Source organism: Herbaspirillum sp. LeCh32-8, assembly GCF_017814915.1.
Lineage (GTDB): Bacteria > Pseudomonadota > Gammaproteobacteria > Burkholderiales > Burkholderiaceae_D > Herbaspirillum.
In genome coordinates this window covers 281,270-294,861 of the sequence record NZ_JAGIPZ010000002.1, presented here as the reverse complement: position 1 = coordinate 294,861, position 13,592 = coordinate 281,270, and the positions used below count along the sequence as shown (strand labels likewise).

Below are 13,592 nucleotides of genomic sequence, written 5' to 3'. Positions count from 1 at the left end.
AAGCATGCTCGTTAAATCGAACCTTAATGGCATAGCGATTGATTAAACGAACATGAAAGTACGGCAATCAGTGATGCTCACCGCGCACCCGAACCTCAAACAAAAGTTGGTCCACCTCGGGGAGCGTCTTGCTCGTTTGCGTCACGCGCGAAGGATGAAGCAGGCCGATGCGGCCCTGCGTGCGGGAATATCGCGCAATACGGCCTACCGCATAGAGAAGGGCGACCCCGGCTTGGCCATTGGACAGGTGCTACGGTACCTAGATGCGATTGCGCCAGGCGCCACATTTGCCAGTCTGATTCTGGAGTCCGACCCGGCGCTCATTCTTCTGCGTGCTCGGGAATCGACACAGCGCACACGAGACCTATCTGCAGCAGAACTCAAAGAGCTGGATTTTTAGGCCTGCTGACACAATTTTTGTTGAGTCGAATTAGCCAGTTTTTAATTCTTTTACAGAAATTGAATTGTTGCGTTTTCTCAACAAATTAAATGCGAGTCATAATTTAAATATCTCGAGTTAAGCAATTACAAACACGAGATAAATACTATACCTCGTATAAAATATTCAGCAGTATAAATTTTGCAAAATATGCCTTTACACCCCATATATACGGTGTTTTTATGCAGACATATCGGCATAAAAATACAAAACCTTTGCTAAACTTTTCATATACTACTTTTCTATTTTAAACACGAGCCTTATTTTAATGTTACACCAATTTTCGCAGTTTCCTCTGATACAATTTTTGGCGTTTTTGAGCCTCAAGAAAAAATCAAAGGAGCTGCGAAGATGAACAGGAAAGACGGCGTGTTTCCCGCAGAAAGCTTCATCGACCGGAATGGCCGTAGAGTGCTGACCAAGTCGGGGCAGCCAGGGATGGACGGGCGCGAGGGAATGGGGTCCACGACCGAATTGATTTTGGCGCTTTTCGCGTCTCACCTTTCGGACTGGACCGCCGGCGTACTCAACGGCCAGCAATTTGACGACCTGAGCCGCTGGATTGCGCTAGCGAGCGAGGCCGCTCACTCCCCTGACAAGGCCGAGCAACTCTCCCCAGCCAGCTTCATAGATGGCAATGGACGCCGAGTCCTGGCAGATTCCGGAGAACCAGGAATGCTCGGGGTTGAGGGAATCGGCTCTTCCACCGAGAAAACTCTCGCACGCTTCGCCAGCATGCTCGCCCGAGATAGTGCTTTGGCGCTTGATATGCACCAGTACGGCGACCTGCAGCGCTGGGTCAGCATGTGCCGGCCTGCGTAGCCTACCGCAGCACCTTTGGCTCATTTTCCGGATAGTTCCATTTCCGAACTTCAGCTAGTGCCAAGGCAAGTAGCTCAGCTAGTTCGCGCGCCTCCGTTGCAAATGAGCGTACCGATTCCAAATTCACATTCTCAAGCTGTTTTGCATCTTGCACATGGTCTCGCAACTCCGTTGACCGCGGGTCAATCCATATGCTCCAAGGACTGTGGACTAGCACATTTCGCCGTTTGGCAAGTTTCAACGCATCTTCGAACAATTTCTTAATCTTGTTCCGGTGGTAGTCCTCACACGAACCAGCCTGAACCAAGTAGCCAATTGCCTTAACTCGCGCACCAAATGATTGGCCTGCCAGTATCTGAAGCATAGGCAGTTCGGAGAATGCCTTGATATAGAAATACGACTGTTTTTCAACAAGTGAGAAAGCCCACACAGCCTCACCCAAAGCGATGACCAATTCCCCCTTGAGCAATTCAAAATCCTGCGCACTCAAGTCTTTATTCATTCTCATATCCCCTTTTTGTTCACGCCAGTGCGATAGATTAGCTACGAAGGGTAGATGAAACTATGATATTTTTTACATAGGGGTACCAAAAACACAAGAAAAAGGGATGGCAATGGAATTGACGTCATTGAGGCTAGAAAGCTTCAAGAAGGTACAGAAAGCCGAAATTCAATTACGAGGCATCAACGTTTTAGTTGGGGGAAACAATTCTGGGAAAAGCAGTGTTCTGCAAGGGATTCACTTTTCTATAGCTGCAGCGATTGCAGCGAAAATGGCAGAGAAGCAGACGTTTCCACAGGACTCACTTCTCTTTTGCCCTGCACGACAGTTCGAACACTTACGCCATGGCGCTCCATATTCAAACCAAAGTCATTTTGGTTTTCTTGAAATCAAGGCGCGCTTCCCCGAAGACAATGCAGAACTGGCTCATCTAATTCGGATATATCGCGGACGAAACGAAGGAAACGTTGGCTGCGTCAGAACGGGCGCGACAAAGCTTGGACAAGCCATGGCAAACGCCGATGCGATGTTTACCATCTATGTTCCTGGACTGGCAGGAATTCCACAGGTTGAGCAGTTTCGTTCAGAGAGCGTAGTTCGGCGAGGAGTTGCTAGCGGCGATGCCAATCTCTACCTCCGAAACGTCCTCCTCATCATCAAAGAGCGTGACCTAATGACGCTTTTAGTCCAACGGATGCGTTTACTGTTTCCGAACTTCTACCTTCTGGTCAATTTTGATAAGAAGAGCGATATCTACATCGAGGTCTGGGTGTCCACAACCGGACCGGCTGGTAGACGACCACTAGAATTAGTTGGGACTGGTGTCCTTCAGGCTCTTCAGATATTTGCATATGTCACTCTCTGGGCTCCAAAACTACTGCTCTTAGACGAGCCGGATTCACATCTTCACCCAGACAATCAAGTCCTACTTGCAGCGGCCTTAAGGCTAGTCGCCCAAGAGACGGCAACGAAGATTTTGATATCAACACACAGTCGACATCTTGTTGAATCGCTATATGAGGATTCAAATTTCGTTTGGCTCAAAGAAGGAAAGGTTTTCCAGCAAGGTATAGCACCAGATATCCTCCCGATTCTGCTAGACCTTGGCGCGATTGATAATTTTGACAAAATCCGCGCAGGCCATATTAAGACAGTGTTTCTTACTGAAGATACGATTCTTTCGTTCATCCGAACGCTCGTATTCGCGAATGGCTTTTCAGAGAAGGAAACCTTGTTCTATAGCTACAGAACATCTAGTCGACTAGATTCTGCATTGATATTGGCTGAATTTCTTCACGCAGAATATCCTGGGACAAAAATAGTTATCCATCGTGACCGTGATTTTATGACTGACCAAGAAGTTTCGGAAGTATCGAAGAAAATCCTTGCAGTAGGCGCCACGCCATTCATTACAGAAGGTAGCGATGTTGAAAGCTACTTCCTGAATCCGGAGCATCTGGCTACGCTACTGCAGGCGGATATTGCCGCAGTCGTAAAGTGGTTAGATGACCTCGCAAAAGGTTCGCACAACGACTTGGTTGCGACATTCATTCAGAAGCGAAGCGAAGTAGTACAGCAACACTACAAGAACAATCGCGACAAAGCTCCGAGCGCAACGGATTTAATGAGTAAAGAAATTCCTCTTCCAGCATCACAACGTCGAGGCAAAGATATGTTGGCAAAGGCCAGAAATTCTATTCAAACTTCCGAGCGGGCTGATAAGCATACTTTTAACCCAATGACGCCGACAGTGTTCCTAAAAGCGCGGCCGCTTGAGGCGATTCATCTGATATGACCTGGGGTTGGATACTTTATGAACATCGCAGCCTACGGAGTTATGAACCATGCGAGATAGCCCGGTTTCGATAGGAATATATCGGAAGCACATTGCCCTTTATCGATACCTTAACAATGCATGGATTTTTACAGACCTTCTGAGGCCCTCACTAAAGTCTCAAGCGAAATTACTACTGGAGTCAAAAAGCAAAGCAAAGAGGCGGTACTCAGTACCGAAACGTAGCGGGGTTGTCTTCAGTCGGCGGCTCGACAAAGACATTGGCACACTATTCACTTCTCAACATGACCGTGGAATATTTGAAACCAATATCATCTCAATGGTCTCTCGCGTAGAGGCCTTCATTCAGGACTGCATTGCTCTCGTAGCAATTTCTCACCCGAAGAAACTTGGTCTCTTAGTCGACGGCAAGACCGGCGTTCCACTAGACCTTTTCTTGGGCACAGAAAGCAGAGAGGAAGTAATTCGTCGGTTCGCCATCATGAAGAGCGAAGAGTTGATGTATTCCAAACCTGCCGAGTACATGAGAAAAACTGGCGAGGTACTTTCAATTGAGTTGGATGCTGACCTACTGACTGATTTCTTTGAAATAAAGGCTTCTCGCGACATCATTGTTCATAACAGTGGACTCATCAACGATTCATATCTCAAAAAGGCCGGCAACAAAAGTCGCGGCAACCAAGGGGAGGAACTAAAAATTGACGCGACGTACTTTCGTCATGTGTTGGTCACACTAAAAAAACTGTCAGGTTCAATTCAAATGAAGACCGAAGAAGTCTACAAATAGGTGCTTGCGAAAATCAGCGACAAAAAAGGAGACCGAAGCCTCCTTTTCATTTTTATCCAGCACCTACGTCACACAGCAATAGGCGCCTTAATCGACGGATGCGGGTCATACCCGACAATCTCGAAGTCCTCAAACTTGTAGTCGTAGATGGATTCAGGCTTGCGCTTGATAACCAACTGCGGCAGTGCACGAGTGTCGCGCGTCAGTTGCTCCTGAATCTGGGACATGTGGTTTGAATACGCATGCAGGTCGCCGATGCTCACAACGATTTCGTGAGGCACCAGGTCGCACTGCTGCGCCAGCATGTGGGTCAACAGCGCTAACGACGCAATGTTGTACGGCAGGCCCAGGAAGCTGTCCGAGCTGCGGATGTACAACTGGGACGACAGCTTGCCGTTAGCCACGTAGAACTGATACAGGAGGTGACACGGGGGAAGAGCCATACGGCCTTCCTTGGCGTTGTCCTGGGGCTTCTGGCGCTCGTTGGGGAGGAATTCCGGGTTCCAGCCATGGAACAGGATGCGGCGGCTGTTCGGGTTGTTCTTCAGGGCGTCAACGACATAGTCAATCTGGTTGATGGTGCCACCATCCTTCGTCGGCCAGGCGGTCCACTGTTTGCCGTATACGGGTCCCAGCTCTCCATCCTCGGTCGCCCACTCGTTCCAGATGGTGACGCCGTTCTCATTCAGCCACTTGATGTTCGTATCGCCGTTTAAGAACCAAATTAGCTCATTGGCAATACTTTTGAAGTGCAGCTTCTTCGTGGTCAGGAGGGGGAAGCCCTTCTCCAGGTTGTGGCGAATCTGACGGCCGAAGACAGAAGTGGTGCCGGTTCCGGTGCGGTCGCCTTTCTGGGCGCCGTTCTCCAGGATGTCGGTCAAGAGCTCAAGATATTGCTTCACGGGAAGGTTCTTTCAAATGCGGATACCAAGAGTATAAGGCCAGGAACGCTACCTTGCCTGACGCCGATGGTAGAGTGAAGTTATATGGCTGAAATGACATTTAAGACTGCCTCTATACAATAAATGGCAGAGAAACAACTTCCTAATCCACAGCCAGCGCCCGTATTGAACAACTCAATAAAATGTTTAGTTGACTTTCCTTAAAAATCCCATATATAGTCAGGTAATGGACAAAAACGCAGTAGATAAAATCACATGGGTCCGGTGTATGGCGTTCAGTGGCGCGAATGGCCGGCCTACAAAGTGATCGACGCAGACCAGACCGCGCAGATCGAAGCGGCGCAGCGCAAGGGCTTCAGCCTGGTTTCCGCACTCACCGACAACGGCCGCAACAAGGTGTTGATGTACAAGGCGGTGGACCAGCTGCGCGAGTGCCTGGACACCATCGTCAACAACCCGAGCAGCCGCCGCATCCTGTTCCATGGCTGGAACTGCGCGGTGCTGGACGAAGTGGCGCTGCCGGCCTGTCACCTGCTCTATCAATTCCTGCCGAACCAGGCAACCAGGGAAATCTCGCTGTGCCTGTACGTGCGCAGCAACGACATCGGCCTGGGTACGCCCTTCAACCTGGCCGAAGGCGCCGCCCTGCTGCACCTGGTGGCCCGCCTCACCGGCTACAAGCCGCGCTGGTTCACCTATTTCGTCGGCGATGCCCACATCTACGAGAACCACATCGAGATGGTGACCGAGCAGTTGAAGCGCGAGCCCTTCGCCGCGCCGCAGCTGGTCATCTCCGACCGCGTGCCGGACTTCGCCGTCACCGGCAAGTACCAACCGGAATGGCTGGAGCTGGTCGAACCCGGCGATTTCTCGCTGGAGAACTACCAGCACCACGCGCCGCTGACCGCGCCGATGGCAGTGTGATCGCAGGCAAGACGCTGCGTCGCTGCGCAAATAAAAAAGCCCGCAGATGCGGGCTTTTTTTATGGCCGTCCGGGCCTGCCATCCTCAGGGCGCCACCGCGCCGTTGCCCGGCGCGTTGTCGTGCCAACCGCCGCCCAGCGCCTTGTACAGCGAGACGGTGGCCTGCAGGCGTTGCAGCTTGATCTGGCCCAGCTGGTTCTGCGCCTCGGACAGGGTGCGCTGGGTGTCGAGCACCACCATCAGGTCTTCGGCGCCGGCGCGGTAGCGAATCTCGGAAAGCTCGAAGGCGAAGCGCGCCTGGTCGACCTCGCCGTTCTTCAGGCGATAGCGTTCTTCCAGGCTGCGGATCGCGCCCAGCGCCTTCTCCACTTCCGACAGCGAGTTGATCACGCTCTGCTGGTAGACCTGCACCAGCTCCTCCTTCTGCGCGATGGCCAGGTCGCGCTGGTTGCGCAGGCGGCCGCCGTCGAAGATCGGCGCGATCAGGCCGGTGCCGATGCGGGCGAACAGGTTGGGACCGTCGAACAGCGACAGCAGCGCATTGCTCTGCGCGCCGGTGGAAGCGGTCAGGCTGATGCTGGGGAACAGCGCCGCGCGCGCCACGGCGACGTTGGCATTGGCCGCGGCCAGGTTGGCTTCGGCCCGGCGGATGTCGGGACGACGGGTGAGCAGTTCGGACGGCAGGCCGGCCGAGATGCGCGGCATCTGGATCTGCGCCAGGCCTTTTTCCTTCACCATGAAATTCTGCGGCGGACGCCCCAGCAGGATCGCCAGCGCGGTCTGCGCGTCCTGCTCCTGTTGCTGCAGGTCGGGGATCAGCTGGCGCTGATTGGCCAGTGCCGAGCGCTGGCGCGCCAGATCCAACGGCGAGGCGGAGCCGGCGCGGCTTTGCGCCTCCACCAGCTTCAACACGCGCTCGGCGTTGCCGATGTTCTGGCGCGCGATTTCCAGCCGGTCGCGCAGCGACAGTACCTGCAGATAGGTCGAGACGATGCCGCTGGTCACGGTGAGCGCCACCGTCTCGCGGTCGTAGCGGTTGGCGCGCAGGGAGGCTTCGGCGGCGTCGACGCCGGCGCGGTTCTTGCCCCAGAAGTCGATTTCATAACTGACCTGCAGCGTGGCGTCGGCCGAATTGGTAGGGGAACCGCCGGAGATCGGCAGGTCGCGCGCGGCGTTGGCGCTGAGGCTGGCATTTGGCAAGAGCGGCGCGCCGGCGATGCGGGCGCGCGCCTCGGCCTGCCTGACGCGGGAAAATGCGGCGGCGATCTCGAAGTTGTTGTTCTGCCCTTCATCCACCAGGGTCGACAACTCGGTGCTGCCGAACTGCTTCCACCAGTCGGAGTCGGGCCACAGCTGCTCGGCGCGGGTAACGTCGGCGACGGCCCCGCCGCCCCACTTGTCGGGCACCTGCATCGCGGTGACCGGGTCGACCTCGACTTCGCGCGTGGCGCAGCCGGCCAGCGCGAAGGTGAGCGCAAGGCCAAGCGCCAGCGGCCGCAGGCCTGGCAAGGTCGATCGTGAAGCTGAATGTGAACTGCGCAATGTCATGGGCCGGACGGGTTGTGGTCAGGTCAATGGGTAGTGAAGCGACGAAGCCGGGATCAGGTGATGATCCATGGCGGGCATGCAATCCCCTGAATGCCGACCTCCATTTTAAAGAATCTGCGCGCGCGGCCCAAGCCGGGCGCCCACGCTTACTGCTGAGCTTGTCCCTGCGGCGCGCCGGCCGGCGCCGGATTGGCCGGCAGCAGCACCTGCTCGCCCTCCTTCAGGCCGGACAGCACCTGCGCGCGCTCGCCGTCGCGAATGCCGATCTTGATGCGGCGCGCGTCCAGCTTGCCGCCGTCCAGCACCACCTTCACGCCCTGGGTGCCGTCCAGCGCGGGCTTGGTCACCAGCGAAAGCGGAATCGTCAGCGCGTGCTCGACGCGGGCCAGCACGAAGTAGACGTCGGCGGTCATGCCGCTCATCAGCTCGCGGCTGGGATTGGCGACGTCGAAGAGTACCGTGTAGAAAGCCTTCTTGCCATGACGACCGGAGTCGTCGGTGGGCAACAGCATGATCTGGCGCAGCTTGCCGCTCCAGCGCTTGCCGGGGTAGCCGGGGGTGCTGAAGTAGGCGGTCATGCCCTTTTGCAGGCGCGTCACATCTTCTTCGGCCACCGGCACCTGCACCGTCATGCGCGACAGGTCGGCGATGCGCATCAGCGCTTCCTGGTTGGCGCCGACCATCTGGCCCGGACGCGCGTTCATGGTGACCACCGTGCCGCCCACCGGCGCTTCGATGCGGTTCTGCTTCTGGATCGCCTCATCGTCGCGGATGGCGGCCTCGGTCTGCTGAATCTGCGCGTTGGTGGCGTCGACCCGGGCGGCTGCGGCGTACATGTTCATGCGCGAGGACTCGTACGACTCCTCGCGGGTGGCGTTCTCGGCTTTCAGCTGGGTCTGGCGCTGGAACTGCAGCTGGGCGAAGTCGAGCTGGGCATTCTGCCCGGCCAGTTCGGCCTTCAGTCGCGCCAGCTGGGCGCGGTTGTTCTCGATGCGGCTGCTCTGCACCGCCGGCGAGATCGTCACCAGCAACTTGCCGGCCTTGACCGTCTCGCCGATGGCGACGTCGACATCGGCGATCTGGCCCGCGACCTTGGCGCCGACGTCCACGTAGTTCTGCACCACCACGTTTCCGGTGGCGTTGACCACCTGCTCGATGTCGGCCTTCTCGACCTTCACCGTTTCCAGCTTGACGGCCACCGGCTTGGGCGGCTGCGGCGCCGGGCGGTTTTGCCAGAACACCACGCCGCCGGCCACCAGCGCCGCCACCAGCACGCCGCCGCCGATCAGCGCGCGCTTGCGCGAAGCGTGCGCGTGGGGCTGATCCTGATGCTGCGGGTTGTCGTGCGGCTCGGTCATGATGGCTTGCGTGGACGGCGAATAATGATTTCAGAAAAAGATGACGGCCGGATTACTCCGGCCGCATCGTCGGTCGTGCGGCCTCCCTCAGGCCGCCAATGCTTGCGGCGCCACGTCCGGCATCTCAGCCGTGTTGCGCATCGCCGCCAGCCAGTCGGCATGCACCTCCGGCACGCCGCTCCACACCGCCTGGTGCAGTTGCGAGAGCAGGCCGGGTTCTTCCAGCAGGCTGTTCTTCTGCTTGTCGTTCAGGGCGTCCGGACCGTCCTTCAAGGCGGTGCGCACCAGCTTGTCGCGCAGGTGCTGCGTCAGCTTGGGCACCGTCGGATGGGCGTGCGCGGTGGCGCAGACCAGCGCGTTGAAGGAGGGATCGACCACGGCCTCGACGAAGCCAGGCAGCGCCGGCGTCTCGTTGAAGTGGCGCACGGTCTCCAGCAGCTCGAACGGCGGCGAAGTCTCTTCCGGGATCTTGAACAGGCCGGCGCGGCGCAAGCCGCGGCCGAAGCTCACGCGCGAGGACAGCACCGACACCGGCACCGACACCGCCAGCGACCCGGCAATCGGGATCAGCCACCAGATGAAGGACGGGTTGAGCCAGTACACCAGCCCGCCCCACACCAGGCCCAGCACCGAATGCCAGCCGTGGCGGCGCATCGCTTCGCCCCAGCCGGTTTCGTTGTCGGCGCGCGGCGGCGACTTCCAGCCGGCGTTCCAGCCGAGGAAGGCGCCCAGCACGAAGCGGGTATGGAACAGCATGCGCACCGGCGCCAGCACCATCGAGAACAGCAGCTCGATCACCATGCTGACGAACAGCGCCAGCGCGCCGCCGAAACCGCGCGCGCCCTTCACCGCGAACAGCAGCACCGCCAGGATCTTGGGCAGGAACAGGATGGTGGCGGTGGCCGAGACCAATGCCAGCGCCTTCTCCGGATGCCACTCCGGCCAGATCGGGAACAGCTGGCGCGGCGAGGTGAAGTACTGCGGATCGATCAGCGTGTGCGCCGCCAGCAGGATGGTCGACAGGATCAGGAACAGCGCCCACAGCGGCGCCGACACGTAGGCCATGACGCCGGTGACGAACACCGCGCGATGCACCACGTGCATGCCGCGCGCCAGAAACAGGCGGAAGTTCATCAGGTTACCCTGGCACCAGCGGCGGTCGCGACTCAACTCATCCAACAGGTTGGGCGGCATCTCTTCATAGCTGCCGTCCAGGTCGTAGGCGATCCACACCGACCAGCCGGCGCGCCGCATCAGCGAAGCCTCGACGAAGTCGTGCGACATGATGGGGCCAGACAGGTTGCCGCGGCCCGGCAGCGGCGCCAGCGCGCAGTGCTTCATGAAGGGCTTGAGGCGGATGATGGCGTTGTGGCCCCAGAAGTGCGACTCGCCCAGCTGCCAGTAGTGCAGGCCGGCGGTGAACAGCGGACCGTACACGCGCGTGGAGAACTGCTGGATGCGGGCGTACATGGTGTCGCGCCCGGCCGCGCGCGGGGCGGTCTGGATGATGCCGGCGCCGGGATGCTCTTCCATCAGGCGGGTCAGCTTGGTGAGGCAGTCGCCGGTCATGACGCTGTCGGCGTCCAGCACCACCATGTAGCGGTAGTCGGCGCCCCAGCGACGGCAGAAATCGTCCAGGTTGCCGCTCTTGCGCTTGACGCGGCGGCGACGGTGGCGATAGAAGATTCGGCCGAAGCCGCCGGTCTCGCGGCACAGGGCCGCCCAGGCCGCGGTCTCGGCAGCGCAGATATCGGCCTCGCCGCTGTCGGAGAGGATGAAGAAGTCGAAGTGCTCCAGCTGCCCGGTGCGCTCCAGCGACTCGTAGGTCGCGCGCAGGCCTGCGAACACGCGTGCCACATCCTCGTTGCAGATCGGCATGACGATGGCGGTGCGGGCATCGCGGGCGATGTCCTTGTTGCCAGCCTTCTCGTGCGAGATCAGGTATTCGTCATCGCCGCGCATGAGCACCAGGAAACCGGTCATGGCAGTCCAGAAACCGGCCGAAACCCACAGGAACAGCAGCGCGAACAGGCCCAGCACCAGCATCTCCAGCGGCTTGGTGCCGTGATACGGCAGCACGTCGCTCATGAAGTAGGTGGCCATCGAGGTCTGCAGCACCATCAGGATCAGCAGCGTGATGCGGCGGATGTTGCCGGTGTGCTGCCAGTGGCCCTTGGGGTCGGGCGCGTCGGACTTGTCGAGGTGGTCTTCGACGTAGTGCGGCTCGGGCGGATGCTCGGGCGCGGCGGCCTTCTTCTTGCGGCGCCAGCGGCTGGGGCGGCGCTCCAGGCGGCGGTTCTCTTCCTCCACCCAGCGCGAGAACGGATTGAGCTCGCCCCACGGGCGCGGCACCATGGACTTGCGGTTCAGCGGCGGCGCCACGGCGATATGCGGCTCGCCGCGATCTTCGCCGATCGGCGGCACGCTGGCGGCGGCAGGCGCATCGCCGGCAGCCGGATACATCAGGTGCAGGCGGGCGTCGACCGAGGCCTGGGCCGGGGTGATCGATTCGCCGGCCGCGCGCCCGGAGGCTTCGGCCAGCACGCGGTGAAGGTCGGCCACCGGGTCGCCGGAGGCAATCGCCCCCGCCCGTGCGGCCAGCTCGTGGCGCTGCTCAGGCGACAACGGCAGGCGCGCGAGATAGTCCTCGAGCGCCTGGGATGCCGCCGATGTCTGCCTTAGTTGGGGGGTAATATGTAGCTCCACGTTTCTGACAAGGTTGTGCCGCCATTGGCGTTGCGCAGGAAACCGCGCAGCTCGACCGGCTTGTTATCTTCTACCCGGCGCAGCTTGACTTCAATGCGCCAGCCGCCGGTCATATCGTTCTTGCGCGTAGTGACGCTCGCGATCTTGCCGTTGGCATCGGCCTCCACCACGCCTTCCACACGGGCGCTGGCGGGCAGCTTCTTCAGGCTGCCGCCGTCGAAGTCGATGGCCAGGGCCTGGGTGTCGTCCTGCTTGCCTTCCTGCTTGGGACGGTAGCCATGGCCGAAGCGGGTCTGGGTGACCCAGGCCAGCGGCGGACGCTTTTCATTGTCCTTCTGCCACAGCAGGCGGTATTCCACGTTCAACGGCTGGCCCGGCTTGGGCATGGTGTTGGGGATCCAGTAGGCGACGATGTTGTCGTTGGTCTCGTCGGGCGTGGGAATCTGCACCAGCTCCACGCGGCCCGCACCCCACTTGCCCTTGGGCTCGACCCAGGCGCTGGGGCGCGACTGGTAGTTGTAATCGAGGTCCTGGTAGCTGGAGAACTCGCGATCGCGCTGCATCAGGCCGAAGCCCATCGGGTTGTCGAACGAGAACGACGTCACCAACAGGCGCTTGGGGTTCACCAGCGGACGCCACAGCCATTCGCCGGTGCCCGACTGCATCAGCAAGCCGTCCGAATCATGCACCTCGGGACGGAAGTCGTCGCCCGGGCCCGGCTGGTTTTCGCCGAACAGGAACATGCTGGTCAACGGCGCGATGCCCAGCTTGGTGACGTTGCTGCGCAGGTAGATCTGCGCCTTCACGTCCATCGCCGTGTCAGTCCCGGGCTTCAACACAAAGCGGTAGGCGCCGGTGGCGCGCGGCGAATCCAGCAGCGCGTAGACCACCAGCTCCTTGGCCTCAGCCGAGGGGCGCTCCAGCCAGAACTCGGTGAACCGCGGGAACTCCTCGCCGGAGTAGAGCGCGGTGTCGATCGCCAGACCGCGCGCCGACAGGCCGTAGCCCTGCCCCTTGCCCATGGCGCGGAAGTAGCTGGCGCCGTGGAAGGTCAGCACATCATCCTTGACCTTGGACGAGTTGACCGGATAGCGGATGCGGAATCCCGCGAAACCGACGTTGCGCAGCTGGCGCGGGTCGATGTTGCGGTTGGCGCTGTAGTCGAACAGGGCCGGGCTGAAATTGATCTCGCGCACGGCGCCGCCGACTACTTCATTGACCCTGACCGGCTCGTTGAAATTGCCGCCGAGGTGGATGAAGGACAGCTCGAACGGCAGCTTCTGCGCGCGCCAGTAGGCCTTGTCGGCGCGGAAATGGATCTGGTTGGCCTGCTCGTAGCTCAGGTCCTTGATCGACTTGGGCAGGTCGTCGGACGGCTTCTTGTACGACTTGCCGGCCAGCGCCTTGGCGCGCGCGGCCACGGTATTGAAATCGAAGGCGAATGCCGCCTGATGGAGCGCCAGCAAACCCATCAGGGTTGCCGGAACAACAAGACGGCGCCACCAGGACGGTCTTGCGGCGCTGCGCGGCGATGGGGATCCCGTCGCAGGCCATGATGTGGTGTGAAGCGGCATTATTGTTTTGTCTGACATGCAATTTTCTGGTTGGAATGCTTTCCCCGGGACGGCAATGACGCCCTCGCCGGTCTGTTCCGGCCCTGGACCGGCGGCATGCACCGCCCGACCCCAGCCTGGAAAGCAGGCGCTAGTTTACCCAAATGTTGCGTGAATTGTTCGTGCGGATGGCTTGAATCCGGCATTGACCGGAGATATTGCTCACCAGCAAGCCCGCCTGACGGGACTGCCGGGC

10 protein-coding genes and 1 pseudogene are annotated in these 13,592 nt (G+C 59.2%); 5 read left to right on the top strand and 6 right to left on the bottom strand.

Annotation, left to right across the window (positions count from 1 at the left end; all coding sequences use genetic code 11):
* The first annotated feature begins 52 nt into the window (after nt 1-52).
* Nucleotides 53-400: a helix-turn-helix domain-containing protein gene (locus J8I26_RS06470; protein WP_209605329.1), complete on the top strand. Its 348-nt coding sequence runs from the start codon at nt 53-55 to the stop codon at nt 398-400.
* Between the two features lie 390 nt (nt 401-790).
* Nucleotides 791-1,261 carry a hypothetical protein gene (locus J8I26_RS06465; protein ID WP_209605327.1) on the top strand — a complete coding sequence of 157 codons (471 nt, stop codon included), beginning with the start codon at nt 791-793 and terminating at the stop codon, nt 1,259-1,261.
* 1 nt (nt 1,262) lies between these two features.
* On the opposite strand, the gene J8I26_RS06460 is transcribed toward J8I26_RS06465, so the two are convergent.
* On the bottom strand, nt 1,263-1,763 hold the full coding sequence (locus tag J8I26_RS06460) for a hypothetical protein (RefSeq protein WP_209605326.1): 501 nt from the start codon (nt 1,761-1,763) through the stop codon (nt 1,263-1,265).
* A gap of 106 nt (nt 1,764-1,869) precedes the next feature.
* Between J8I26_RS06460 and J8I26_RS06455 the strand changes: the two genes are divergently transcribed.
* On the top strand, nt 1,870-3,558 hold the full coding sequence (locus tag J8I26_RS06455; RefSeq protein WP_209605323.1) for an AAA family ATPase: 1,689 nt from the start codon (nt 1,870-1,872) through the stop codon (nt 3,556-3,558).
* A 49-nt stretch (nt 3,559-3,607) separates the two neighbouring features.
* Nucleotides 3,608-4,345, top strand: coding sequence for a hypothetical protein (locus J8I26_RS06450; protein WP_209605321.1), 738 nt, complete (start codon nt 3,608-3,610; stop codon nt 4,343-4,345).
* Between the two features lie 68 nt (nt 4,346-4,413).
* Here J8I26_RS06450 and J8I26_RS06445 read toward each other — a convergent pair whose 3' ends face one another.
* On the bottom strand, nt 4,414-5,247 hold the full coding sequence (locus tag J8I26_RS06445; protein ID WP_209605319.1) for a thymidylate synthase: 834 nt from the start codon (nt 5,245-5,247) through the stop codon (nt 4,414-4,416).
* Between the two features lie 249 nt (nt 5,248-5,496).
* On the opposite strand from J8I26_RS06445, the pseudogene thyA reads away from it, so the two are divergent.
* Nucleotides 5,497-6,171: pseudogene (gene thyA, locus J8I26_RS06440) on the top strand (thymidylate synthase); the annotation flags it as partial.
* 84 nt (nt 6,172-6,255) lie between these two features.
* Here thyA and J8I26_RS06435 read toward each other — a convergent pair.
* The 4 genes from J8I26_RS06435 to J8I26_RS06420 all read right to left on the bottom strand — a co-directional run bounded on the left by J8I26_RS06435 (nt 6,256) and on the right by J8I26_RS06420 (nt 13,255).
* Entirely contained in the window at nt 6,256-7,719 is a 1,464-nt protein-coding gene (locus J8I26_RS06435) for an efflux transporter outer membrane subunit (RefSeq protein WP_209605317.1), read from the bottom strand.
* A 146-nt stretch (nt 7,720-7,865) separates the two neighbouring features.
* Nucleotides 7,866-9,077: an efflux RND transporter periplasmic adaptor subunit gene (locus J8I26_RS06430; protein ID WP_209605316.1), complete on the bottom strand. Its 1,212-nt coding sequence runs from the start codon at nt 9,075-9,077 to the stop codon at nt 7,866-7,868.
* An 87-nt stretch (nt 9,078-9,164) separates the two neighbouring features.
* Nucleotides 9,165-11,783, bottom strand: coding sequence for a glucans biosynthesis glucosyltransferase MdoH (gene mdoH, locus J8I26_RS06425; protein WP_209605314.1), 2,619 nt, complete (start codon nt 11,781-11,783; stop codon nt 9,165-9,167).
* The gene (locus tag J8I26_RS06420; protein WP_245200157.1) at nt 11,756-13,255 is read right to left on the bottom strand and encodes a glucan biosynthesis protein G; all 1,500 of its coding nucleotides are present in this window, start codon (nt 13,253-13,255) and stop codon (nt 11,756-11,758) included. The genes mdoH and J8I26_RS06420 overlap by 28 nt, the downstream gene beginning before the upstream one ends.
* Between the last annotated feature and the right edge of the window lie 337 nt (nt 13,256-13,592).

Excerpts from the sequence above, each read along its gene's own strand:
- J8I26_RS06470 (WP_209605329.1), top strand. The coding sequence starts at position 53 with ATGAAAGTACGGCAATCAGTGATGCTCACCGCGCACCCGAACCTCAAA.
- J8I26_RS06465 (WP_209605327.1), top strand. The coding sequence starts at position 791 with ATGAACAGGAAAGACGGCGTGTTTCCCGCAGAAAGCTTCATCGACCGG.
- J8I26_RS06460 (WP_209605326.1), bottom strand. The coding sequence starts at position 1,763 with ATGAATAAAGACTTGAGTGCGCAGGATTTTGAATTGCTCAAGGGGGAA.
- J8I26_RS06455 (WP_209605323.1), top strand. The coding sequence starts at position 1,870 with ATGGCAATGGAATTGACGTCATTGAGGCTAGAAAGCTTCAAGAAGGTA.
- J8I26_RS06450 (WP_209605321.1), top strand. The coding sequence starts at position 3,608 with ATGCGAGATAGCCCGGTTTCGATAGGAATATATCGGAAGCACATTGCC.
- J8I26_RS06435 (WP_209605317.1), bottom strand. The coding sequence starts at position 7,719 with ATGACATTGCGCAGTTCACATTCAGCTTCACGATCGACCTTGCCAGGC.
- J8I26_RS06430 (WP_209605316.1), bottom strand. The coding sequence starts at position 9,077 with ATGACCGAGCCGCACGACAACCCGCAGCATCAGGATCAGCCCCACGCG.
- J8I26_RS06420 (WP_245200157.1), bottom strand. The coding sequence starts at position 13,255 with ATGGGTTTGCTGGCGCTCCATCAGGCGGCATTCGCCTTCGATTTCAAT.